We start from the raw sequence: 23368 nt of genomic DNA, 5'->3' as shown, positions 1-23368 counted from the left end.
GTCTGCCGTGCCAACGGCACAGGCAGGGGGGTTGTTACTGGCTACTGTTTACCGACTATTGTCCTTAAAGGAGCATATTTATGAAAATAACCGAGGTGGTTGTTAAATTGATGGACAAGCCGGGCGACAGCCTAAAGGCATTCTGCAACATCGTCCTGGACAACGGCTTTATTATCCGCGACCTGAAGGTGATGCTGGGCTCCCAAGGCCTGTGTGTGGCCATGCCCAGCCGGATGATTATGGTCCCGTGTCCCGAATGCCGGGGCCACAACCCGGTCTTCGCGCAATTCTGCTCCGCATGCGGGTGCAAACTGCCGAACCGGAGCGTAACGGCGGATGCCCGCGGCCGGCCGGAGCTCTTTACCGAAATCGCCTTTCCGGTTAACAAAGAATTCCACAGCCTGATTACCCAGAAGGTCCTCCAGGCCTACGAAACCGAACTAAGGAAAGCCGCGCCGGCGCGTGGCCGGCCCTCCCAATACAGCGGCTGGGCCGCCGGAGCGGAGAGCGTATAGCATGCCCCCGCACCAATGTATTGGTCTGGGGGTTGGAATTGATTGACTCCAGCGAACGGATTGATAGAATAAAACCGGTAAACGGGTTCACTCCCGCCCCGAAAGCATTCGGGGTGCGGGGCAGATTAAGCAGGCATAGAGACCGCACCAGAAACCCTTGCCGGAGTATTATATGGCCTTGAAATTCAGTTGCCCCAAATGCAACAGCGAAATTATCGCCAAGCGCCTCAAACCCGGAGGGCCGGCCCGGGATAAAGCGGTTGCCGGCGCGTAAAAAGAAAGGCGGTTTTATTATGAATGAAACAGTGAACAAGAAACCAAGCTGGTGGTCCGGTAACTGGAAATGGTTCGTGCCGGTCATGGCGCTGGCGGCGGCAATCATCGCCGGGCTGGCCATATTCGGATTTGTTTACTCCATCTTCGCGGTGATGAAAAGCTCGGACGCCTACAAGATGTCCCTGAGCTATGCGCGGGAAAATGAGGCGGCGGTAAAACTCTTCGGCGGCAAAATCGAACCCGGCTGGTATCTGAGCGGGAACATCCATGTCTCCGGCTCAAGCGGCAACGCCGAACTGGCCATCCCGGTCCAGTGCGGCGCTAAATCCGGCTGGCTCTATGTCGAGGCCGTCAAGTCAGCCGGTCAATGGACCATCCTCAAGCTGGCGCTCGAGGAATCCGGCGCCGGCCAACGGCTGGTGCTCATCGACCGTAAAAAGTGAAACATGAGGCAGGCGTAACGGTTCGGGGGACAGCATACTGAATTAAATAATTCGGTAAGGTGTCCCCGGAGTACAGTTGTAAAAAAGGAATATTGATGGGGATACATGGTTTTTACGGACGCGGAAGTGTCTGGCTGATTCACGTAATCATCCTGGTCGGCGGATTCTATTGGTGCCGTGAGATTATCAGCCGGCTGCCGGAAGACATTGATACTTTTAAGCGCGGCGCCGACCGGGCGGAAAAATGGGTCACGTTAATCTACTGGGCCGGCACGGTTGTGATAATGGCCCTGATGGCCTATTCGGCCTGGGTCCTGGCAATTAAGATTATCGGCTTTATAAAATATTCGGCTTGATTTTTTACATAGGGCGGTTATGTTATTTAACATAGTAGTGGCCAATCGCGCATCGTTTTATGGATAGGGAATAGATTTATGAACCATAAAATACTGGTCGTGGACGACGATTCCATAATGCTGGACGCCATTTCGTCAATCCTCAAACCCAAGGGGTATCTGGTTACGGCCTGCGCTAACGGCGAGGACGCCCTGAATAAAATCAAGGAAAATAGTTTTGAACTGGTCTTGAGCGATATCTCCATGCCCGGCATGTCCGGCCTGGCCCTGCTGGGCGAAATCAAGAAACTCAAACCCGACCTGCCGGTGATAATGATGACCGGCTCAGCCGAACTCCAGTACGCCATAGAAGCCATCCGCAAGGGCGCCTTCGATTTCCTGATTAAGCCCTTTGCCGCCGAATACCTTTATTATACCATCTATAAGGCCCTGGAATATCACCGCCTGTTCAGGATGGAAAATGATTATAAGGCATCGCTTGAAAACACGGTTCAGCAGCGCACCGCGGAATTATTTTTGGCGCTCAAACAACTTAAAGGCGCCAACCGCGACATGATTCAGCGCCTGGCCATGATTGCCGAATACCGGGATGAGCATACCGGGCTGCACATCAAAAGAATCTCCGCCTATGCCGAGGTTATGGCCCGGGCTATGGATATGCCGGCTGAGTTTGTGGAGACGATTTCACTCACTTCTATGATGCACGATATCGGCAAGGTCGGCATCCCGGATTATATCCTCTTGAAAGAAGGTTCGCTGACCAAGGACGAATTTGAGATTATGACCGAGCATCCTAATATCGGTTTTAATATCTTTGCCAATTCAGACCATCCTATTTTAAAGATGTCGTCTGCAATTGCCCGGCATCACCATGAAAGATTTAGTGGCGGTGGATATCCCCAGGGACTAAAAGGGGATAAGATTCCCATAGAAGCCCGCATTACCAATATCTGCGACCAGTATGACGCCCTGCGCAGCAGACGGCCCTACAAGCCGCCCTTTGACCACGCCAAGACCGTGCGCATCATCACCCAGGGCGACGGCCGGACCGACCCAACACACTTTGACCCCGAGGTCTTAAAGACCTTTATTAATATAGCTGATAAATTTCAGGCGGTCTGCGACCAATGCCAGTAGAGAGCGACAACAAAGGAGAGTTCTATGAACAACAACGAATCTGACCTGCGCCTGGTCAACCGGCTCCGGCTTGTTTCCCGCATCATCGGCGCCATCGTGGCCTTATCCGGATGCCTGGTGCTCATCGGCTGGTTCCTTGACATCCCGGTCCTGAAATCGCCCCATCCGTCCCTCATCACGATGAAGGCCAACACCGCGCTATGCTTCCTGCTTATCGGCATCGCGCTCTACCTCCTGGGCCGGGACAGAGTTTATCCCGCCCTTGGCGGGACTCTACGCTCCACACTCTACGCTAAACGCATCGCCTTTATCTGTGCCTTCCTCATCACCTGCATCGGCCTGCTCAGTCTGGGCGAATACCTCTTCAGCGTGAACCTGGGCATTGACCAGCTCCTGGTGGTTGAGCCGGCCGGCGCAGTCGGCACCGTGCACCCGGGCCGGATGGCGCCCAATACCGCGCTCAACTTCATCCTCATCGGGCTGGCCCTGTTGCTCCTGGACGTGGAAACCCGGCGCGGCTACCGGCCGACCCAGTTTCTTATTGCGGCTGAAGGAATAATCGCCCTCCTGGCCCTCATCGGCTACTCCTATAACGTCAGCGAATTCACCGGCCTGGCCTCATATACCAGGATGGCGCTCAATACGATGATACTCTTCGTCCTCATCTGTTTCGGCGTCCTCTTTGCCCGGCCGGACCTGGGCCTGATGTCCATCTTCACCAGCGACAGTTTGGGCGGCAAGATGGCCCGCTGGATTATGCCCGTTGCGGTCTTTATCCTCTTCATCACCGGCTGGCTCCGGCTCTGGGGCCAGCGCTCCGGCCTATACCCCGGTGAATTCGGCACCTCCATCCGGCTTGTGGCCGACATCATCATCTTTGTGGTCTTCCTCTATGTCATCTCCAAGGCGCTCCATAAAGCCGATGCCGAGCGTCAGTCCGCAAAGGATGAACTCCAGGCATCGCACGACATACTGGAAATCAAGGTCCAGCAGCGCACCGCGGAACTCCGGCGGCTCAACCGCACCCTGGCCACCCTGAGCAAATGCAACCAGACCCTGGTCATGGCCACTGACGAACAGCAATTCACCCGTGACATCTGCCGGACCGTTGTGGAGCTGGGCGGCTACCGGATGGCCTGGGTCGGCTATGCCCAAAACAACGGACAACAGAAATTAAATCCGGTTGCCAGCGCCGGTTATGAAGATGGCTTCATGGAAATTATCCAGCGCTGCTGGGATGATGCGGAAACCCGGCACTGCCCGTCCTATAACGCGTTCCAGACCGGCCGGCCGGTGATTACCCGGGATATCGGCCATATCTCGGAATATGTCGCCTGGCGGCCCGAGGCGCTCAAGCGCGGCTATGCCTCGGCGATTTCTCTGCCCTTGATTGCCCAAGCCAAGGTATTCGGAATGCTTAATATCTATTCTTCCGAGCCGGAGGTCTTTGACGAACCCGAGGTCAAACTCCTGTCCGAGATGGCCCTGGACCTGGGCCACGGCATCACCACCCTGCGCGACCTCCAGGAAAAGAAACGGGTTGAGAAAGAAATGTTATTCGTGTCTAAAATTCCCTCCGGGAATCCCAACCCGATTATGTGCGTTGATTTTAACGGAATTCTACTTTATGCGAACCAGGCCGGCGATTCAATATTGTCTGCAAAAAGCCAGGTAGGTAAAATGGTGTCCGATAAATGGCGCGACTGGGTTAATGCGGTGTTTGAATCAAAGGCCGGCAGGGAGTTTGAGATGGAACTTGGTAACCGCGTTTTTTCTTTCGTATTAACGCCTGTCTCAGAAGATAACTATGTTATTGTCTATGGCCGCGACGTCACCGAGCAAAAGAAAACCCAGTCCCAGTTATTCCAGGCCCAGAAACTGGAATCAGTCGGCACCCTGGCCGGCGGCATCGCCCACGACTTCAACAACATGATCGGCGCCATCAAGGGCTATGCCGAACTCTCCCTGATGGACCTGTCTGCCGTGCCGAACACGGCACAGGCAGGCACCGAGAAATCCAATCCGGTCCATGAACCCAGCCCCTGCTTACCCGAATTGACGCCCAAGATGCAGCAGGGGCTGGGTGAATACCTCAGGCACATCGTCACGGCAACAGACCGGGCCGGCGTTCTCACCCGGCAACTCCTTATCTTCAGCCGGGGCCACAGCTCCGAACTCCAGTCCCTCAACCTCAACGAGACAGTCGCCAATATGCTCAAGATGCTCAACCGGTTAATCGGCGAGGACATTAAGATAGAAACCAAACTGGCGCTTGACGCCGCGGCCGTCAAGGCCGACGCCGGCAATATCGAACAGGTCCTGCTCAACCTGGTGGTCAATGCCCGGGACGCCATGCCCACCGGCGGTAAGATTACCATCAAGACCGAGAACGTGGCCGTGGATGAAAAATACTGCCAACTCAATATCGAATCCCGTTGCGGCGATTTTGTCATTCTTACCGTCTCCGACACCGGCTCCGGAATGTCCAAGGAGGTCCTGAGCCATATGTTTGAGCCGTTCTTCACCACCAAGCCCCAGGGCAAAGGCACCGGACTGGGTCTGTCGGTGGTTTACGGCATCGTCAAGAAACACAACGGCTGGCTCAATGTCTATTCGGAACCCGCAGGGACCGCGTATGGCAAACCCAAAGGGATTGCAAACAGCGAACCGGGCCAGGGCAGCGTCTTCAAAATCTACCTGCCGGTCTCGGCTGAAAAACCGCAGGCCAAGAGCGATACCAGGGTTATTCCAGTCAACCAGCTCCGGGGCAAGTCCGAAAAGGTCCTGGTCGTCGAGGACGACGAGGGCATCCGCAACCTGGTTACCAACGCCCTGGCCAAGATGAACTACCAGGTCTTTACCGCGGCCAGCGGCGCTGAGGCCCGCACGCTCTTTGAAAAGGAAAAAGGCGTGTTCCACTTTATCCTGAGCGACGTGGTCCTGCCGGACACCAACGGGGTGGAACTGTGCGACGAGCTGTCCGCCAAAAACAAGAACGTCTGCGTGCTGTTAAGCAGCGGCTATGCCAGCCGGGGCGCCTACAGCGAGCAGATACGCGCGCGCAATCTGCCCTTTATCCAGAAACCCTATAAACTCAATGAACTGTTTAAGACGATTCGGGAAATGCTGGAGGGAAAGCAGTAGAGCGTGGAGCGTAGAGCGTATAGCGTAATTAATCCCCTCTATTAAAGCCTGCCCCGTACTTGATACGGGGAGGGGTAAGGGGTGTGTAAAGAGAACAGGACTTTAACAACGGGATTAAACGGATTTAACGGATATTTATTTTAATCGGTTTAATCAGTTAAATCCCGTTGTAAAATATTGATTGACCCAGGGAAAGGAATTGAACGGATTGAATTAAGCGCAGTTACCCAACAAACCGGGTATTTTTGATGTTTGTTGGGTAATTCCCTATTTGCAACCTCGGAACATGAGGGTGTCACCGGGGAAAAGGACGGAAAGAGGTGAAGTGGTGACAAATTGTCACCGGTTGTATCAAGCAGGGCAAAGGGTGGGTACAAATTGTACATACCCTTTTCGGTTAGTATTGAATTACTTTTTAAGGAAATTTGATTATGTCCAAACTCATCGTTGAGGAGAGCAAGATAATCCTTCCGGCATTGGGCTGGAAGCCGGTCCGTCAGGTCCTGACCCGGACCAAAGACCAGGCCACCTTCGGCTATTACTTCCGTTCCCGGACGCTCAAGGACGAACTGCGCGACCTCTGGCTGGGCTGTGTGGTCTATCGCGAACTCAAGGGCGTCTTTGTCGGCTTGACACCCAAGACCCTGGAGATGACCGAGAAACTGGCCCGGAGCGGATTCACCTACCTGCGCTCTGTGCCGCGTTCTCAGGCCGGCACGCCTTATACCCTGGCCGGCTGGTCCGACCCCTGGCTCCATAAGAACATCATTACCCTGAAACTGGCCCGCTCTCTGGAAGAGATGAGCCCAAAGGAGCGGCAAAAATACCTGGAGGTCATCCTCAAAGGCAGTGTGCCGTGGATAAAAGAGTAACACGAATAAGACGAATGGGAGCGAATGACACTAATTAATCCCCTCTATTAAGAGGGGTCGGGGTGTGTTTCCCTTTCGCTTGTCATTCCGCACTTGATGCGGAATCCAGGAATTTATTATTCGTGTGATTCGTGTTTATAAATTATGTTTTCCAGAGATTATGACGACGAAAAATTAGAGAAGCTTTCTTTTATAGAGAAGGTCATCGCCGCGGGCAAATACCATCTGACCCGTGACTATTCCGGTGAGCAACTGACCTTCAAGACCTTTGCCCAGGCATCATTAAAGGCCCTGGCCGGCAAGAAGGTGATATTGGGCCGGTTCACGCTTGAGGACGCGCTCTTTGTGGTGCTCTACGGCGCGCTGGAAGATATGGGGCGGGTGGCGATTATCATGGGCTGTTCAGTCAGCCACCTGGAACAGCGAGAAAAGGCCATCCGCGATGCGCTGGGCATCAAAGAACGCTCTGAACGGAAGGATAAGAAAAGGTAACCACAGATTACACTGATTGCACAGATAACTGTAAATAATGAAAGGGGGTGATAACGAATGGCAACTTATCGTAGAAAAAAAGGTAGCGACACATGGCATTGGTGCAAGAATTGTTCCAATTGGCCAACATCAGACTATGAAGAGACAACCCCACCCGATGGGAAACGTCCAAGTTCTGGAGAACTTGATAATGAATGCTTGGGAAAAGAAAGAAACGGAACTTGCAGCAAATAAGGTAAATGGAGGGGGCATATTTTGATTAATATCAAAAATGCCCCTTCCACTAAAAGGAGATATACTATATGGCACTGATAAAATGTAATGAATGCGGACAAGACATATCGGACAAGGCAGATTTTTGTCTCAAGTGTGGCAAGCCTATGGAACATCATAGCGAATCTGAAGAAGCAGGAGACACCGGTATAGCTGACACAGTAGATGCATTTGGTGGTTTACTAAATAGTGCGGGTGCCCAAGCAGTCAGTAATCAATATTTCACTTACAAAAATAAGCAACTGGAAATAGAAAAAATCGTTAAAGAGCAAGAGAACCAGACAACCAAAAAATACTTTTTCTGGCGTTGGAGTTTTACGTTAATATTGTCAGCAATAACTTTTGGTACTATCGGAATTTTAGGTTATCAAAAACTGATTGACAACTATGTAGTTGGAACGCTTCTAGGAACAGTGGTTGGTTATCTCTTCGGTCAAACAGGCAAGCAAAAATGAGGAGATTTGCAATATGAAACTTAAATGGTTATTGGTTTTGGGATTGGTGGGGTTGCTTGGTTTCGGGGGCTTGATGTCCCTATATCCGGGCGAACAGCAGGATGTGGCTAAACATACTGCAAAGGATATTCAGATCTATTTCTCACCCAAAGGCGGATGCACCGAGGCGATAGTCAAGGAAATTAATGCCGCCAAGGAAATCATCTGTGTCCAGGCGTATTCATTCACTTCTGAACCCATCGCCCAGGCCCTGGTAGATGCGACCAGACGAGGGGTTCTGGTAGAGGTTATCCTGGACAAAAGCCAGAGGTCTGAAAGATACTCCCAGGCGAATATGGTTTACCAGGCCAATATCTCGACCCTGATTGATGCCAGGCACGCCATAGCCCACAATAAAATAATACTTCTGGACAGCAAGGTGATAATCACGGGCAGTTTTAATTTCAGCAAGAACGCCGAGGAGAACAATGCCGAAAACCTGCTGATAATCAAAGACCATCCGGACCTGGTCAAACAATATGAGGCAAACTATTTCAAGCACAGGGAACACTCGGAAGAATATCTGACAAAGAATGCCGATACCCCGCCGGCAACCAAACCGCCGGAGGCAAAGGACGATTCCGGCACGAAAAAAGGTGACACGGAAGAAGTAACAGTGTATATAACCAGGACTGGGAGCAAATACCATCGGTCTGAGTGTCAGCATCTAGCGAAGTCAAAGATTCCCATAAAACTAAAAGACGCCAAGGCAAAAGGATACGAACCTTGTAAGGTGTGTAAACCACCGGAATAGAGAAGAGGGAAAATATGGATATAAATGAATCATTTCAAAGTCTTATTTCTGGTCTAATTCCATCCGAAAGTATATTGGAAACGGCGAGGCAACACTGTGATTATATTAAACAGATACTAAATAACGACCCCGATCTTTCTCCGAAAAAATTCTTTTATTCTGGTTCGTATGCAAAAGATACCTGTATATCTCCGCTTAAAGACGTAGATTTATCCCCACATTATGATTTAGCGATATGCAAAAAACCGAACGGCGAATTTTATATGCCCGGAATTGTTTTAGGTAAATTTTTTACCCGCTTTAAGCAAACATTTCCACAACTACCGGTTAGAAGGCAAAGAAGATCCATAGGAATTCGTTTCACGGATTGTGATGTTGAAATTGTTCCGGTATTTTGGGACGGTAATGATAAATATCTTTCCAATATACCTGACCGCGACGCTAAAAAATGGATAAAAACATCGATACCAATGCACGTAGAGTTTTTTAAGAAAAGAGACCTTTCATACAGACCCTACGGTAAAACAATACGTTTACTCAAATGGTGGAAAAAAGTAAGAGCGGTTCCGCTAAAAGGGTTTGCATTGGAGCTACTTTGCGTGAAGGCACTAGATAAGTTTTCTACATCCGCACATTTTGGTCTTAATTTTTCCAATGTCATGCGCTATGTTTGCGAAAGCAAATTAAATGATATTGTATGGTTTAATGATAATTTCTTATTATCGCAAGTACGAGTAGCAAAATCTCCAATAATGATTATAGATCCTGTTAATCCAACCAATAATGTAACAAAAGACCTCACAATGTTTGATAAACAAAGAATACTGATTAAATGCAATAAGGCTTATAAACAATCACTTTGGGCTCTTAAAGCAGAAGAAAAAGGGAGATTACTATTGGCAAGAATGTGGTGGCGAGCAATATTTGGGTCATCTTTTCCAGTCAGATAAAATAAGAAAGGATAATTAATATGACTTCTCAACAATATTTAGAGGAAATACTGGCAAAGTATAATCTTACTGAAAATGACATTAGCGGAATCCAGAAACGAAGAAAAGAAATAGAAGATCTGTTAAGGTATAGCTATGGTTCAAAAATTAGCAGAGTATATTACTCTGGTTCTTATGCTAAAGGAACAGCAATTAATTTAAAATATGATGTGGATTTATGTGTTTATTTTAAAGGCGATGCTTTTTATACATTACAGGATATGTACAATCAAGTATTTGCAAGTCTACGCAGTCTAAACCCACGCAAACAAATTGTCTCAATTAGAATTTCCAATGATAAGGAAAGCGTTGATATTGTTCCGGCGCGGGAGATATCAAATAATTCTGCGGACGCAAATCTTTTTGTTACCACTACGGGCAGTTCAATTAAAACTAATATTGAATTGCATAAGGATTATGTAAGCAAAGCAAAATGTAGGCCTATTATTAAACTAATGAAAATCTGGAAATACCGTCATTCGATACACTTTAAATCGTTCGCTTTAGAACTTTTAATCATAAAAGCCCTTGATAATTCCCGCACCGAAGATTATGGGGAACTAATGCTGCAGGCTTTGAGATATACTAAAGAAAATGTTGAATTGGTAAAACTGATTGACCCGGCAAACAGTAATAATATTGTATCTGATTTAATAACATCATCGGATAAATTGACCATGAAAAATAACGCCAATGCGAGTCTTGAGAAAACTCGCTGGGAAGATATTGTTTGGTAGTAAAATGACGATTTTACTATCCCCTTTGAAAAATATTTATATCAATTAAAATGAGGTAATTTGGGGGGAGGACGTACCGAATTATTGAATCGAATCCTCTTGAGGCGGATTTGCGACAAGATACCCCAGTGATTCCATAGCGAAAGGAAAGAAAATGCCGAAACAAAAGCGAAGAAGAAGGCAACGATATATTCCTTATGAAATAATGACTAATAAAATTAGATTCAATATAAACAGTAAAATGAAACTATCTAATTTTATCAAAAGAGTATATTTAGATGATTTTAAGAAATTACCATCTGGTTTTAATAAAGAAGGTTTTATAGGGTATTTTGTAGGGAAGGTTTTATTTAAGATTATAAATAAACTTGGGAAAAAGGTTGAATTTCATATTTTAAGAGAAGATAAAACTTATCTAAAACACCTTGTTACTAAAGTAAAAATATTTCTTGGGTATAATGAATTGTCATCTATTGCGAAACAATTACGCCTGTTCAATAGAAGCAAGAATAAAAGTTCAAACGACTTAATTCAATCTTATTTATATTCATATTTCCCGCGATACTTTAAAGAGTCTGAAATAAAATATGATTCATCTTATAAAGAAGACCAACTTTCAGGGATTTTAAAGAAGAAAAGTGTTCTTAAAAATCTATCTAAATCAGACGTGGAAGAACTGGCCGATTTTTATCCTAGATTTTGGGAGAGTAACCGTTTAAAACTAAGTAGAATTAAACGATTGATTATTACGAAACAAACTAAAAATAGAGAAGAATCCGTCTACTTGAACGATATTATTAAAGAATTTGAACAGAAACTAAATGCTCAAACTCAAGATGAACACAAATGGCAAGAATTTCTGAGGGATTATATTTTACTGTTTAATACTAATTATGTTGGAGTTCTGCCGAAAAAGAATATTTCGCTAAAAGGTGATTATCCTGATTTCTTGCTTATTAATGTTTATGGTTATTTAGATATATATGAAATTAAAAGACCCAATACGCCACTATTAAGCTTAGATAAAAGCCGTAATAATTATTATTGGACCCCGGAGATTGCCAAGGCAATTTCTCAGGTTGAGAACTATATTGAAGAAATTCAAGAAAATAAAAATGTTCTCATAAATAATGTTAGAGATAAAACAGGCGTAAACATAAGGGTTATAAAACCTCGGGGTTATATTATAGCCGGTACAAATTCTCAGCTAATCGGTTCAGAGAAGAGAGATGATTTCCAAATGCTTAATGGCTCACTAAAAAATATAGAAATTATTTTATATGACGATTTTCTCAATAACTTAAAGAATCTCCTTAAACGTTTAAGAGGGGATAGAATAACAGATGAAACAAAGACTATTAATTAGTGTTCGTGGAAGAAATGAAGCAGTAGAAGCGTGTAAGGGAGGTGCGCATATTGCTGATGTAGAATTTCCTGCCTCTGCTCTTGGAACACCTTATCCTTTAAATATAATGACGGTACGAAAAGCACTGCCTAGAAAGATGTTAGTTTCTACAAATATAGGAGAAAGACAATTAAATAGAAGCACGGCTTGTCAGGCGGCATTAGGCGTTGCATCCAGCGGAGCAGATATTATAAAGGCCGGGTTAGCAAACCTTAAGTATAAAGATGCGTGTTATTTAGGTGGTAATATAGTGCGAACAGTAAAGCATTGGTTTCCAAGGAAACAGGTTATACCTGCAATATTTGCAGACACAAAGTTACGCAAGATATTTGACCCTATTAAAGGCGGCCCTAAATTAGCAAAAGAAATTAAAGCAGATGGGATATTAATAGATACTTTTGATAAAGAGTGTGGCAAGGGACTTTTAAATTATTTAACTTTAGAAGATATTAAGAGGTTTGTATCTCATTGTCATAAGAATAAAATAGAAGCCTGGCTAGCTGGTTCTATTACCAAAGAACAACTTCCAAATCTTTGGCAAACAGGTGTAGACGTAATATGTATTCGCGGTGCCGCTTGTGAACAAAAAGGTAAGGGACGCTTTGGGAATGTTAAAGCAAATATTGTAAGGGAATTATTAATTGTTGTGAAAGAGGATAAAAATGACCGCAGATGAATATGTTGGATCTATTATATCTAAATATAAAATGATTCCATTAGTTAGTTCATTAGTAGCATCTAATGTGCGACAATTAATTTCTCCCATGATTCGTGAGTGGGGAGGTGTATATTTACTGGATATTTCTCTTTCCGGATCTTGCGCCAAAGGAACTGCCGTTAAAGGTTCAACTGACGTTGATTTATTTATCTCTCTCAGTTCGAATACACCAGGGACATTAAAAGATATTTACGATAATTTATATGATTATCTAGAGGGAAAGCGGTATTCTCCTCGTCGCCAGAATGTTTCTATTGGCATTAAACATTCTACTCTTTCAGTTGATTTGATTCCTGCAAGGAAGCAATCAGGTAATACAAATAACCATAGTCTATGGAAAAATAAGAAAAAGACATGGACGCAAACAAATATTCAGCGACATATTGATAAAGTTAAAAATTCTGATAGAATTGATGAGATAGTAGCGACAAAAATTTGGCGTAATTTAAATGGACTAGATTTCCCCTCGTTTTATTTGGAGTTATCAGTGCTAAATGCTCTTTATAATAAAAATATAGGCCAAATAGCTAATAATTTTCTTACTGTATTACAATATCTTAAAGATGACTTAACTGGTACTCAAGTGGTTGATCCTGCAAATAGTGCCAATATAATTTCTGACGATTTAACATTGTTAGAAAAATTAAAAATTTCAAATGCAGCAGGTAATAGCCTTTTGAGTGCTAATTGGGGTAGAATTATTTATTAAGAAACCATTATGAGTAAAAACAAAACGATTGATTTACGAAAAGCTTTTTTGGGGTTACAGGAAGAAATGGAAAGTCGCTTTTTGCTCAACAGGAAAATCATATTTCATCCCGTAACTAAAGGTGATGCTACTGAGTATAGGTGGGCAAATATGTTGAGAACTTATTTACCCAAACGTTATCAGGTTGCGAATAAAGCTTTTGTTTTAGATTCTAAGGGTAAATTAAGTGATCAGATTGATATTGTAATTTTTGACCAACACTATTCTCCCTTTCTGTTTAATCAAGATAATACACTTTACATACCAGCAGAAAGCATCTATGCTGTGATTGAAGTTAAGCCAACCTTAAATGGAAGCAATATTAAATATGCTTCTGAAAAAGCGGCCTCTGTACGCAAGCTGAAACGCACTTCGGCTCCGATTTATCATGCTGGAGGTGTAATTAATAACCCTAAAAAGCCTTTTAATATTCTGGCTGGAATTTTAACAATTGATAGTAAATATACAGTACCTTTAAAAGCAAACCTTTTCAAATTACCCAAAGAGAAGTTCTTACATTTTGGTTGTTCTCTTACTTGCGTCTCATTCTGGTATAAAAATAAAGGTAAAAACAAGTATAAATTTGAAAAAAGTTCACAGGAAGAATCTTTGATTTTCTTTTTCATTAATTTATTAGATGAGCTTCAAAGATTAGGAACAGCTCCTGCAATTGATTTAAAAGAGTATCTCAAGACATTTAAAAATTCTTAATTTCTTCTCCTTTCTCCTGGGGTACATTTAATTCCTTCTTTCTCTTAATCTACCTGCCTTACCAGGCCACGTTTTCTTAAAACCCCAGCCAGAGGCGGGCAGGCCGCTTTTTTGTTCTTGGCCCCAGAGTGCATACATTCCATTCTTTACATCGTTACTATCCAATCCTGACATCGTCACCATCTAACATTTATATCGTTACCACCTAATTTTTACATCGTTACCATCAAACTTCTATATCATCACCATCCAATCTTTACGGGGTGGCCATCAAATTCTTACATCGTCACCATCTAACATTTATATCATTACCACCTAATTTTTACGTCGTTACCATCAATCCTCTGCATCGTCACCATCCAATCTTTACGGGGTGGCCATCAAATCATTAGATGGTTACTATCCAATATTTACGGGGTGGCCATCTAATATTTGCCTGGTGGCTATCTAATCACTGCAGGGGCGCTATTGACCATAAGAAGCGACACGGCCCTGGATTAAACCCCCCACTACCATACCCCACCCCCCACCGTCTAACCCTAAAGTTTACGGTGAACCAAAAAATATCGGATTTTTTATTTCCTTGCCTGCCAAGCAGTTATCAAAAATCACCCGTTTCACCATCCCTCAAAAACGCCCCTAAATTTACGGTTAGCACATATAGGTAGGAGAGAGCAGGCAGTCGGCCAGTTAACCTGTTGGCCGGTGTGCCGGTTAATGCTTCAACGAGGTGGTTTATGATAAAGAGATTGGTTGTTTATGGGTTGCTGGCGATTGCCTTAGCGTTGAGCGTAGAGCGTGGAGCGTATAGGGTAGATGACACCACGGAAATAGTAATAGTCAAAGCGCCGGATAAGAACCGTAATCCATACCAAACTGAGTATGAAAAACTTCTATATCCGGCTGTAAAAATATCAGCCGGGTGGTCTACTGGAACGGGCGTTGCGATTGATGATTACATCCTGACGGCTGCGCATGTCGTAGAAGACGAAAGCACGGTAACGATTGAAACCAATGACCGGGTTTTGACCGCGACCGTGGTTATCACCGATACCCTAAAAGACCTGGCCTTGCTCAGGCCGTCACAATCACTTACATATAAAGCCCGGCTGGCGCAGAAGGATTATACCGCCTATGTTTTTACGCCGGTATATGTAGTTGGCTGCTCTTTGGGTTTAAATCCCAGACCATCCAATGGAATCATTTCTGTGGTTGAGTCAGACCATTGGGAAATGACTGCACCGGTTTTGCCCGGTAACTCGGGAGGACCCGTTTACGATGCGCAGACCTATGAGGTAATAGGAATCGCGGTTTGGGTGAAGGTTTACAATGGGCAACTGGTTACAACTATGGCCGGTGTTGTCCCGATAGGAGAAATTTATAAATTTTTGGAGCAGAATAACATAAGGTAAGCCCCGCAATTCTGCGGGGTCTAACTCGCTGTAACAACTGAAGTTTAACAGCGAGTAAGAAAAGGAGCATTTTATGGAAAACGAATTTGGCAAGTGCGACATCTGCGGCGGTGAAATCGGCCCACCCTTCGACCGCGAGACGGATTGCCTGTGCAAGCATTGCTACGACAAGACCCATCGCGACCGCCGGCACCCCCTGCCCTCGTCCATCCGAATGGGCGACGAGTGGCTCTTGGATGCCAGCCAGTGGCAGGAGTCCAGGCAATGGACCGATGATATCATTGATAAGATAGACCGCGAACAGGGCAATGTCGACGAGGACGACAATTGCGCTGGGGTATTGGCTAGATTGCCCAAGCGACCCCTGGTCGGCGCGGGATATGCGACCGTTAAAGATTAACCATCCCGTCATTCGACGGGACAGGCGCCGGCACAAAGAATGTAAAAAGTCCCCTCTATTAAGAGGGGATTTAGGGGTGTGTAACACACCCCGTCCCTTCGGGACACCCCTCTCAAGAGGGGATTCTCGTAGTGAAAAAAGAGATTGGCCTGCCAGGTGAGTATCCGTGCTTCTCACCGGCGCGGATAGGCGGGCCAATTTTTAACAGAGCGTGGCGCTAACTGTAGAACGCTCCCGATATCGGCTACACTCATCGGGATCTAAGAGACAGTAACGATGGAAGTCTAACTGGCTCTAAGAGAGGCGAACAAACATGATACATACTAAAGTGAGCATTCCGGTTTTGGCGGCGATTACGCCCCGGCCGGAGATGGGCACCAGATGGCGGGACGGACTGGTCAATAACGCCGAGGTCATCAATAGCCGCCGTAAGGAGCGGATTCCTGATGACTCGACCTTTGGCCAGGTGATGGCCACCCCGGCCGCTGAGAACTTTGAGCCGTTCGTGGACGGTTCTTTTATCTCTAAGGGCGACCTGTCCGCATCCGACATCCGCACCAAGCAGAGAACCAATCTGCTCAATGCCTATAACAAGTATAACGACAACTGGGACCGGGCATTTGAGGAAATAGACGGCGTCTTTGCCAAGCGGTATAAGGATAATGTCGAAGCCAAGCAGTCGGCCTGGGAGGAAGGCATAGTCAAGGTCCTGAGGTTGGTGGGCTCGCGCGTTGGGGGTCTGCAGGCCGCGGCCATTATGGGCGAATGGCTGACCGGTAACCAGACCATTGCCGAGCAACTGCCGGAGGGCTCTGAGATTCTGCCGGGCGGCGGTCCTTATGACATCGCCAAGGGGCGGCTCAAGGCCACGCTCAGGGTTGGATTGGCTCAATTGCTTATCCAGACCGGCGTGCTGGTAACGGCCAGCGGTTATGATGCGGCTTCTTTGGCCAGCCATAACCAGCGTATTATGGATTTCCTGTCCAGCGTTTCGGACTCAGCCAAGGCAAATAACTGGGTGGCGACGCGCACCGTGGACAAGTCCTATTGCGTCTGGTTCGTGGATAACGGCCAACTCAAACTGGAGGCGCAGATATATACGGCGTAGCGTAAGCGAAGTCCCCCGATGTCACATCGGGGGGCGTAGGTGACTGAAATGTCACCCTGAGCGGAGCGAAGGGTCTCGCTTCAATGTGAGATTCTTCGCCTCCGGCTCAGAATGACAAGAGGAATGTTATGCAATGCGAGGCGTTAACCAAATACTGGAAACGTTGTAAAAACAGGTCTTCCTACCTTTATGCAGGAAGCCATTGGCGCGTCTGCCCGGACCACCGGTTCGGCAATGCGAAAGGAGTATCACATTATGGCAAGGACTTTATACGACCGGGCCAACGAAATCAAAACCAGGCACTTAAGCCCGCAATCGGTCACGGGCGATAAGATAGCCAACGACGCTATCGAGGAAAAACATATCCGGGACAGTTCGGTTACCCGGGCTAAGATTGCCGACGGGATGATCGGACCGGATGAGCTGATGTCCAGCGCGGTTGAAACCGGCAAGCTGGCAGCAAACAGCGTGACAGCGGAAAAGATTGCCAACCAGGCCATCACCAACGAGAAACTGGCAGACGGGAGCGTTACGAATGCCAAGATAGCGGATGACTCCATCAGCACGGCCAAAATCCGGGATGGGGCGATTACCCAGGCCAAACTATCTTTTACGCCGCCCTCGGTGGCCCGGCCGATTACGCCGGCGGTGTCAACGGATGAAATTGCCAACAGCGCGGTGACTTCTATTAAGATTGCCGACGGCGCAATCATTGCATCCAAGATTGCCACCAACACCATTACCCAGAACAAGATTGCCAACAACGCCATCGGTTCCGGCGAACTGCAATCAAACAGCGTGATTACGGAAAAACTCGCTAACGGCTCTGTTACGCCGGAGAAGTTATCATTTACTCCGGTAGCAAGACCACTTACGCCGCCAATTGCTACTGCGGAAATCGGTGACGGGCAAGTGACGCAAGCCAAGTTAGCCCCGGGCGTGGGCGGCGGGGATACACTAACTATGCTTCCGGCGCCGGTTACGGCCCTTGATTTCCCCGGGATTACCGCTACCACCCAACCGGCGACTGTGGATTTATCGGCGATTATTCCACTCAACACCAAGGGCGTGATTGTGTCCATTGCAGTCATCAACCAGAGTTACGCCAACGGCGGGATGATGGCATATATCTTCAGTCAGTTGGGCGCGGAGTATGCCTTGCAGGTCATGGCTCCGCCGGTTAATGCCCCGGGGATTAGTAACGGCGGCTCAGTCCTGATGCCGGTGGCATCTGACCGGACGCTGTTGTGGCAGGCCTATGTATCAGGAAATAACTCTACTGAACTGGTGATATATATTCTAGGATACATTGTTTAATGTGGCCCCGCCTGCGGCGGGATCTAAGAGCCAGTAACGACTAAAGTCTAACTGGCTCTAAGACAGGCCTATGTGGCTGGAAACAATTCCACCGAGCTGGTAATCTACATACTTGGATATGTAGTGTAGAAACCACAGATGCAGGATGCAGGATGCAGGATACCGGATAATCAAACACGAATGGGACGAATAGGAGCGAATGGCACATAGTTAAGCTCCAAGGTGTCACCCTGAACGAAGTGAAGGGTCTCTTTTTGTGCTCGTAATGAGATTCTTCGCTCCGCTCAGAATGACAATAAGGGGATGGCTACCCCTTAACTATGTGCCATTCGGGACAGGGGCGCAAAGGGCCGTAGAATCCGTTTGGCGGTCGCTAAGGTTTATCCCAGGCAAAGAAATACTCAACACCGCCGGACTTATAGCCGAACCCGATGCGCCGGGCCTCCTGTTCCACGGTAGGCCCGGTTCCCAAATACCAGCCGGTGGCCAGCGTGGGCGTAACCAGTGAAGTGGTCAGGGGTAATTCTGTAAACTGCTCAAAGCGCGGAGTAACCTGCGAATTATTCGATAGAACTATCATGAAGGATTGGGTCAGGTATTTGAGCACCGTGTTGTCCGCTTCCACATAACCCGCGGCCCCGTCATCATAGACATACCACTTAATCTGCATGGATGTGATTTTTTCACACCCGGCATCGGTAACGGTGTTAACCTTGATGGCCGGCACGAAGCCCTTGACCTGTTTGTCTCCGGTTATCGGCAGGGTGATGGCGATATCAAATTTACCGACCGGCGCGCCGTTGATGGTCCAATTCCAGATTCCGGCCGGGGCGGTGCCGCTCAGGTTGGCGGAACCCAGGTCGAAGAGCATATTGGCGCCAGATTGTTGCGCCCGGAAATCACGCAGGGTGGACGGGTATTGCAACATGAACCCGGGCCCGTTGGTGTTCGGGATGATGTCTGCGGCCACGGCATAGGCGTTGGATATGGGGTTGGAGGCCGAATAAATAGGCGGTGTGTTATTTACCGTGGGAACATCGGACGGCGGAATCATCTGGCAGACCTTGGCCGGCGCCAGACCATCGGCGCTGATTAAACTATTAAGGGTAAGCGACGGGTCATTGGTCTCCATCATAAGCAGGTAATGGTGATAAGCATAATCTGTGGCGGTGGTGTAGGCGCCCAGGGCCAGGGAGTTATAATCACCGCGCCATTCATACTGGGGACGGAGCAGGTAATATTGGCGCGTAACACTGTCGTAGTTGACGAAAAGGTTCTTGACTGTTTTTAACATGTCGTCGCCTCTGGCCAGGGTGGTTAATTGCTGCGCGGTCAGAGAGAAGGCGCTGGCCGTAATCGCGGCATTGTCGGCCACGGCCATATCCGTAGCCCTGACCAGGTTGCCCAGGTCAAGCGAATCGGCGCTGACGCTGGAGACCGGCAGTTGGAGCAGGCGCTCGCCCGAGCCCGCGTCTAAGGCCACATAACTTATGAATTGGTTCTCGCGTCCGGTTTGGGTGGTATCCACCAGGATAAGCAGCCAGTTCATATCTTTTTCCAATGACATGGTAAATGTACCGTCCGGATTAATCGGAATCTCCTTGATATTCCGCACCGAATAATCCTCAAAAGCGCCGCCATCATAAGGCACGGCCAGGATTTTATTCACCGGAATATCGGCGGCCGCCCAGGCAAATGCGGGCGAAAAGATGGAACAGAATTTGTCAAGGAAGTTGTCCGGGCGGGAAGCCAGCGGTGGTGTATAGCCGGACCCGATTGTTCCTCTAACCGCCAGTTTGGCTACAACGCTGGAGCCGCCCTTGCTGGAGGAGCCGCCGCAGCCGACATAAGTCAAGGCGGTTACCAAGGCAACGGATAAAATTGCGCCGGTGATGATTGCCAATTTCTTTTTGTTCATAACCATTCCCTTTCCTTACGTTACAGTGTTACCCAGTTATATAGCATGTTGCCTGGTTTTGTCAAGGTAAATGCGCTTAATTGTCGGTCTGGCGCGGAGGGACTAATGGGACGCGGATGACCACAGAGGGCACAGATTAACCGCCCGGGCGCGGAGAAGATGCAACCACGAAGGCACGAAATAAGGAAATCACGAAATGTTTTTTAGTCCTTTTCGTGTCTTCGGACTTTCGTGTTTTCGTGGTGAGAAATTATTTCTTGGCCGGGCGCAGGACCCGGATGGCGTAGATGGCAAAGGTTATGATTGGCGGCACAAGGAATACCATGCAACCAATCCAGCAAAGTAGGTATAAAATCCAAGAGATGGGGAAGGATAGGGGGGTTCGGAAAAGAATGAGCGAAAGAATGCCAGATAACCTAACGCCATCAGGATGGAAAGGACGGCCAGCGGTCTGCCCAGCGCCAGGGGCAGTTTGATATTGAATAGGACTAATATTGAAATCGGGATGATGACGACATACCCTATAGTCCGTATAATATCGTCGATGCTTGTAACCGGCCGGTATCCATGAGTTATGATATGGGTGATTCCAAAGACACCCCAGAGTAAGGCGACAGCCACCACGCCCAGGACAATGCTTTTTTTAATGTCTTCTTTCTTCATAAAACACCTTTCACCGCCCGGGCGCGGAGAAGGATTAAGCCGGGGGACGGGGACGGGCAGAGTCATTGGGTTTTTGGAGGGACAGGGATAGGGACTTTTTCCGCCCCCCGGCATATATAATATAACCGCTTAAAAGGGTTTGACAAGCAGAATCTGATATTTTTCCGGGCGGACCGCAGTAAAGCGAATCCGCCCGGGTTATTTTAAGCGTTAACGCCAATACCGGGCCAGGGCAAAGTCATAGTTAACGCCATTATAAACATATCCGGCGACGACAATCTTGCCATCGGCTTGCAGGGCCAGGGCATAGGCATAATCATTACTACTTCCGATAGTGGTGGTGACTACGCCGGAAATGCCGAATGTGGTATCAAGCGTGCCGGTGATGGTGTAGCGGGCCAGGGCAAAGTCGTTATCAGCGCCGTTATAGGCATATCCGGCTACCAGAATCTTCCCGTCTGCCTGCAGGGTTATGGCCTGGGCATAACAATCACTACTTCCGATAGTGGTGGTGACTATGCCGTCGGTGTCAAAGGTGGTATCCAGAGAGCCGTTGGTGTTATATCTGGCTAAGGTAAAATTATCATTAGCGCCATTCCAGGCATTTCCGGCTACTACCATCTTACCATCGGCCTGCAGGGCCAGGGCATAGGCATAATCATTACTACTTCCGATAGTGGTGGTGACTATGCCGTCGGTGTCAAAGGCGGTGTCTAATGTGCCGGTGATAGTATACCGGGCTAAGGCAAAATCATTATTAGCGCCATTAGAAACATATCCGGCCACCACAATCTTACCGTCGGTCTGAACGGCTACAGCAGAGGCATAACCATCGTCGCTTCCGATAGCGGTGATAACGACACCGTCCGTGTCAAAGGCGGTATCCAAAGAACCATTGACGTTATAACGCGCCAGGGCGATATTATTATCTAAACCATTAAAGGCATATCCGGCTACCAGAATCTTACCGTCTGTTTGCAGGGCTATGGCCTGGGCATAATCACCACCGCTTCCGATGGTGGTGGTAACAACGCCGTCTGTATCAAAGGTGGTATCCAGGACGCCGGTGGAATAGAGCGGGGCGCTGGAGCCGGAGTCGCTGGAGGATGAACTGCCGCCGCAGCCGTAATAGCCCAGGATAATGGCCCCGGATAAGATGATGGCCAGGCCGAGTTTTATTTTCATGGTTTCCTTCATAGCGCATGTCCTTTCTTTAATAATATTTCTGCATTTATACATTATTAGTCGGTTGTTATCAAGAAGAAATGGAGATATTTTACCGGATGGTGCGGGAGACCTGATACGCAATATAAGATTAAAGTAAAGTGCATAACTGCGCCAGCGGCTGGAGGGAAATAACCACTCCACTTCGTTGCGGGATAACTCGCAGATAACGCTCCGGAGTTTACCCCGCCCGTACGGGCGGGGTCGCTAACTGCGAGTAAACAACCCCCGGCCCCCCGCGGAGGGACGCGGTCGTGGCTGCCGGCTGCAAAAATATTGTAACATCTCTTGACATTTTACCGTTATGTGGTAAACTGCCGTCATTGATTAACCAAGCCGGGTAACCGGTAAAGAAGTGGCGCCATAAGGGCGCCATGGCGCTTCGGCGCCAGAGGAGTGTGCTATGAGAAACAGAATATGGACGGCCGGGATAGTCCTGGCCTTGTTTGCCGGCGTAATGATGCTGGGTTACGCGGGTTGCGGCGGCGGCGGCGGCGGTTCGGACAGCGGTTCGAGCGCGCCTGATACCACTCCGCCGACTGTCTCATCCAAGGGGCCGGCGGCTAACGCCACCGGCATCGCGTTCAATACCGTCATTACCGTCACATTCAGCGAGGCGATGAGTGCCACGACCGTTACCACAGGCACATTTACGCTCAGCGGGGTAGCCGGAACGGTTATCTGCGTAGGCGCCGCCGCCACTTTTACGCCATCGGCCGCCTTGGCCGATTTAACTGTTTACACGGCCACCATAACCACCGGGGTAACGGATTCGGCCGGCAATGCCCTGGCCGTTGATTACACCTGGAGTTTTACCACCGGGCAGGCGTGGCGCACACCAGTGCTCGTAGAGACAGACAATGCAGGTGATGCCGGTGGCCCCCAGATTGCGGTTGATGCCAATGGCAATGCCCTGGCGGTCTGGAGGCGGGACGGCACAACGGCCAATATCTGGGCTAATAGGTATGTCTCCGGCACGGGCTGGGCCACGGCTGGACCTATTGAAACCGGAACCGTATATGCCAATTCCCCCCAGATTGCGGTTGATGCCAGCGGCAATGCCTTCGTGGTCTGGGAGCAGTCGGACGGCACAAGATACAATATCTGGTCCAATAGGTATGTGGAGCATGTCCAAAAACACTTTTACAGAACCGCACTAAGCGGTAAACAGTGATTTTACTAACAGAAACTTTACGGCCTAACCACTTAGTTGGTCGTAATCGCCAGCTTTCTCTCTCCGCTGACTACTTTCCTGGTTATTT

At 48.0% G+C, this 23368-nt stretch carries 23 protein-coding genes; 20 read left to right on the top strand and 3 right to left on the bottom strand.

Translation table 11 applies throughout. The features are described from left to right. The first annotated feature begins 80 nt into the window (after window positions 1-80). The 19 genes from HZA49_05625 to HZA49_05535 all read left to right on the top strand — a co-directional run bounded on the left by HZA49_05625 (window position 81) and on the right by HZA49_05535 (window position 18301). Entirely contained in the window at window positions 81-515 is a 435-nt protein-coding gene (locus HZA49_05625; protein MBI5778918.1) for a septation protein SpoVG family protein, read from the top strand. A 293-nt stretch (window positions 516-808) separates the two neighbouring features. Further along, complete coding sequence (locus HZA49_05620; GenBank protein ID MBI5778917.1) at window positions 809-1234, top strand: hypothetical protein; 426 nt, start codon at window positions 809-811, stop codon at window positions 1232-1234. A 95-nt stretch (window positions 1235-1329) separates the two neighbouring features. Beyond that, window positions 1330-1590 (top strand): hypothetical protein, encoded by a 261-nt coding sequence (locus HZA49_05615; protein ID MBI5778916.1) that lies wholly within the window; start codon window positions 1330-1332, stop codon window positions 1588-1590. Window positions 1591-1668: 78 nt separating this feature from the next. Further along, window positions 1669-2727 (top strand): response regulator, encoded by a 1059-nt coding sequence (locus tag HZA49_05610; protein ID MBI5778915.1) that lies wholly within the window; start codon window positions 1669-1671, stop codon window positions 2725-2727. A gap of 24 nt (window positions 2728-2751) precedes the next feature. Then, window positions 2752-5871, top strand: a complete 3120-nt coding sequence (locus HZA49_05605) for a GAF domain-containing protein (GenBank protein MBI5778914.1) — start codon at window positions 2752-2754, stop codon at window positions 5869-5871. 431 nt (window positions 5872-6302) lie between these two features. After that, entirely contained in the window at window positions 6303-6743 is a 441-nt protein-coding gene (locus tag HZA49_05600; protein ID MBI5778913.1) for a hypothetical protein, read from the top strand. 144 nt (window positions 6744-6887) lie between these two features. Further along, window positions 6888-7235 carry a hypothetical protein gene (locus tag HZA49_05595; GenBank protein ID MBI5778912.1) on the top strand — a complete coding sequence of 116 codons (348 nt, stop codon included), beginning with the start codon at window positions 6888-6890 and terminating at the stop codon, window positions 7233-7235. A 302-nt stretch (window positions 7236-7537) separates the two neighbouring features. Continuing rightward, window positions 7538-7963, top strand: a complete 426-nt coding sequence (locus HZA49_05590; protein ID MBI5778911.1) for a zinc ribbon domain-containing protein — start codon at window positions 7538-7540, stop codon at window positions 7961-7963. A gap of 13 nt (window positions 7964-7976) precedes the next feature. Beyond that, window positions 7977-8756, top strand: a complete 780-nt coding sequence (locus HZA49_05585) for a phospholipase D family protein (protein MBI5778910.1) — start codon at window positions 7977-7979, stop codon at window positions 8754-8756. 14 nt (window positions 8757-8770) lie between these two features. Continuing rightward, on the top strand, window positions 8771-9706 hold the full coding sequence (locus HZA49_05580; GenBank protein MBI5778909.1) for a hypothetical protein: 936 nt from the start codon (window positions 8771-8773) through the stop codon (window positions 9704-9706). A gap of 20 nt (window positions 9707-9726) precedes the next feature. Continuing rightward, window positions 9727-10482, top strand: coding sequence for a nucleotidyltransferase (locus tag HZA49_05575; protein ID MBI5778908.1), 756 nt, complete (start codon window positions 9727-9729; stop codon window positions 10480-10482). A 154-nt stretch (window positions 10483-10636) separates the two neighbouring features. Then, on the top strand, window positions 10637-11848 hold the full coding sequence (locus HZA49_05570; GenBank protein ID MBI5778907.1) for a DUF4263 domain-containing protein: 1212 nt from the start codon (window positions 10637-10639) through the stop codon (window positions 11846-11848). Beyond that, window positions 11826-12563 (top strand): hypothetical protein, encoded by a 738-nt coding sequence (locus tag HZA49_05565; protein MBI5778906.1) that lies wholly within the window; start codon window positions 11826-11828, stop codon window positions 12561-12563. Before HZA49_05570 ends, HZA49_05565 begins: the two co-directional genes overlap by 23 nt. Beyond that, window positions 12550-13314 carry a nucleotidyltransferase gene (locus HZA49_05560; GenBank protein MBI5778905.1) on the top strand — a complete coding sequence of 255 codons (765 nt, stop codon included), beginning with the start codon at window positions 12550-12552 and terminating at the stop codon, window positions 13312-13314. Before HZA49_05565 ends, HZA49_05560 begins: the two co-directional genes overlap by 14 nt. Window positions 13315-13323: 9 nt before the next feature. Further along, window positions 13324-14064 carry a hypothetical protein gene (locus HZA49_05555; protein MBI5778904.1) on the top strand — a complete coding sequence of 247 codons (741 nt, stop codon included), beginning with the start codon at window positions 13324-13326 and terminating at the stop codon, window positions 14062-14064. Window positions 14065-14801: 737 nt separating this feature from the next. Further along, window positions 14802-15476, top strand: coding sequence for a trypsin-like peptidase domain-containing protein (locus HZA49_05550; protein ID MBI5778903.1), 675 nt, complete (start codon window positions 14802-14804; stop codon window positions 15474-15476). Window positions 15477-15549: 73 nt separating this feature from the next. Next, on the top strand, window positions 15550-15876 hold the full coding sequence (locus tag HZA49_05545) for a hypothetical protein (GenBank protein ID MBI5778902.1): 327 nt from the start codon (window positions 15550-15552) through the stop codon (window positions 15874-15876). Between the two features lie 313 nt (window positions 15877-16189). After that, a complete protein-coding gene (locus HZA49_05540; protein ID MBI5778901.1) occupies window positions 16190-16984 on the top strand; it encodes a hypothetical protein in 795 nt (264 codons plus the stop codon). 255 nt (window positions 16985-17239) lie between these two features. Beyond that, window positions 17240-18301, top strand: a complete 1062-nt coding sequence (locus HZA49_05535; protein ID MBI5778900.1) for a hypothetical protein — start codon at window positions 17240-17242, stop codon at window positions 18299-18301. 373 nt (window positions 18302-18674) lie between these two features. Here HZA49_05535 and HZA49_05530 read toward each other — a convergent pair whose 3' ends face one another. The 3 genes from HZA49_05530 to HZA49_05520 form a co-directional block, all read right to left on the bottom strand. Then, a complete protein-coding gene (locus tag HZA49_05530; GenBank protein ID MBI5778899.1) occupies window positions 18675-20219 on the bottom strand; it encodes a hypothetical protein in 1545 nt (514 codons plus the stop codon). Between the two features lie 297 nt (window positions 20220-20516). Then, window positions 20517-20882 (bottom strand): hypothetical protein, encoded by a 366-nt coding sequence (locus HZA49_05525; GenBank protein ID MBI5778898.1) that lies wholly within the window; start codon window positions 20880-20882, stop codon window positions 20517-20519. Window positions 20883-21092: 210 nt separating this feature from the next. Then, window positions 21093-22079 (bottom strand): hypothetical protein, encoded by a 987-nt coding sequence (locus HZA49_05520; GenBank protein ID MBI5778897.1) that lies wholly within the window; start codon window positions 22077-22079, stop codon window positions 21093-21095. Window positions 22080-22509: 430 nt separating this feature from the next. Here HZA49_05520 and HZA49_05515 point away from each other — a divergent pair, with 430 nt between their 5' ends. Next, window positions 22510-23280 (top strand): Ig-like domain-containing protein, encoded by a 771-nt coding sequence (locus tag HZA49_05515; protein MBI5778896.1) that lies wholly within the window; start codon window positions 22510-22512, stop codon window positions 23278-23280. The last annotated feature ends 88 nt before the right edge of the window (window positions 23281-23368 follow it).

The organism is Planctomycetota bacterium (assembly GCA_016235865.1).
Taxonomy (GTDB): Bacteria; Planctomycetota; MHYJ01; order JACQXL01; family JACQXL01; genus JACRIK01.
Note: the sequence above shows the minus strand (reverse complement) of the source record. Positions and strands in the feature narration are given on the sequence as shown.